The following is a 1,968-nucleotide window of genomic DNA, read 5'->3' as shown; positions in this document are numbered from 1 at the left end:
ATGTCCACCAGCGACTACAACAGGAACTATTACAGTTAATCCACAAAATACAATTGCAGCAGGAATAAGCGAAACTGTATGTCAAAATACAGCAATCACTACGATTAATTTAGCTACTACTGGTGCAACAGGCGCAACTTTCTCAGGCTTACCAGCAGGAGTTACAGGTTCATGGGCAGGTAATGTTGCTACTATTAGTGGTACTCCAACAGCAGCTGGAACATTCAACTATACGGTAACTACAACAGGCGGATGTCCACCAGCGACTACAACAGGGACTATTACAGTTAATCCACAAAATACAATTGCAGCAGGTACTAACCAAACGGTTTGTATCAACACAGCAATTACTACGATTAATTTAGCAACAACCGGAGCTACAGGCGCAACTTTCTCAGGTTTACCAGCAGGAGTTTCAGGAACTTGGGCAGGCAATGTGGCTACTATTAGTGGTACTCCAACAGCAGCTGGAACATATAACTATACTGTTACTACAACAGGCGGATGTCCGCCAGCGACTACTACGGGTACTATCACAGTTAATCCACAAAATACAATTGCAGTAGGTACAAGTGAAACTGTTTGTCAAAACACACCAATCACTACGATTAATTTAGCTACAACTGGTGCAACAGGCGCAACTTTTTCAGGCTTACCAGCAGGAGTTACGGGTACATGGGCAGGCAATGTAGCTACTATCAGTGGTACACCAACAGTAGCTGGAACATTTAACTATACGGTAACTACAACAGGCGGATGTCCACCAGCAACGACTACAGGTACTATTATTGTTAATCCTACAACTACTCCGGTAACTGGATTTAGCTATACTACTCCAGTTTGTATCAATGCTTCAAATCCAACACCGATAACTATTGCTGGATTCACTACAGGAGGAATATATAGTTCAACAGCTGGTTTAACAATTGATTCATCTACTGGAGAAATTAATTTATCTACTAGTACAGCAGGTACATATACAGTAACTTATTTTTATCCAGCTACCACATGTGGTCCAGCATCTACAAGCACATTTGATATAACAATTAATCCATTACCTACGATAACATTAAGTTCTGCAGTAGCTACAATTACTCAAACCGTTTGTATCAATAGTGGTATTACTAATATTGTTTATGTAATTGGTGGAGGTGCAACTGGTGTAACTATAGCTGGCTTACCTATAGGAGTTACCGGTAACTTAGTAGGAAGTACTTATACTATTAGCGGTACACCAACGGTATCAGGAACATTCAACTATACGGTAACTACTACAGGAGGATGTTCTCCGGCAGCTACAGCTACAGGAACAATCACAGTTACTCCACAGAATACAATTGTAGCAGGAACAAGTGAAACGGTTTGTATCAATACAGCAATTACAACGATTAACTTAGCAACAACCGGAGCTACAGGCGCAACTTTCTCAGGCTTACCAGCAGGAGTTACAGGTTCATGGGCAGGAAATGTTGCTACTATTAGTGGCACCCCTACGGCAGCTGGAACATTTAACTATACTGTTACTACAACAGGCGGATGTCCACCAGCGACTACAACAGGAATAATCACAGTTACTCCACAGAATACAATTGCAGCAGGAACAAGTGAAACGGTTTGTATCAACACAGCAATTACTACGATTAATTTAGCTACTACTGGTGCAACAGGGGCAACTTTTTCAGGTTTACCAGCAGGAGTTACAGGTTCATGGGCAGGTAATGTGGCTACTATTAGTGGCACCCCTACGGCAGCTGGAACATTTAACTATACTGTTACTACAACAGGCGGATGTCCACCAGCGACTACAACGGGAACTATTACAGTTAATCCACAAAACACAATTGCAGCAGGTACTAACCAAACGGTTTGTATTAATACAGCAATTACAACGATTAATTTAGCTACTACTGGTGCAACAGGCGCAACTTTCTCAGGCTTACCAGCAGGAGTTACAGGTTCATGGGCAGG

At 42.0% G+C, this 1,968-nt stretch carries 1 protein-coding gene; it reads left to right on the top strand.

Translation table 11 applies throughout. The features are described 5' to 3' along the window. Positions 1 to 1,968 (top strand): beta strand repeat-containing protein (locus DPN68_RS13190; protein ID WP_394336430.1); only part of this gene is annotated, 1,968 nt, incomplete at both ends.

This window comes from Flavobacterium tibetense, assembly GCF_003293845.1.
Lineage (GTDB): Bacteria > Bacteroidota > Bacteroidia > Flavobacteriales > Flavobacteriaceae > Flavobacterium > Flavobacterium tibetense.
This window is presented reverse-complemented; position numbering and strand designations above follow the sequence as displayed.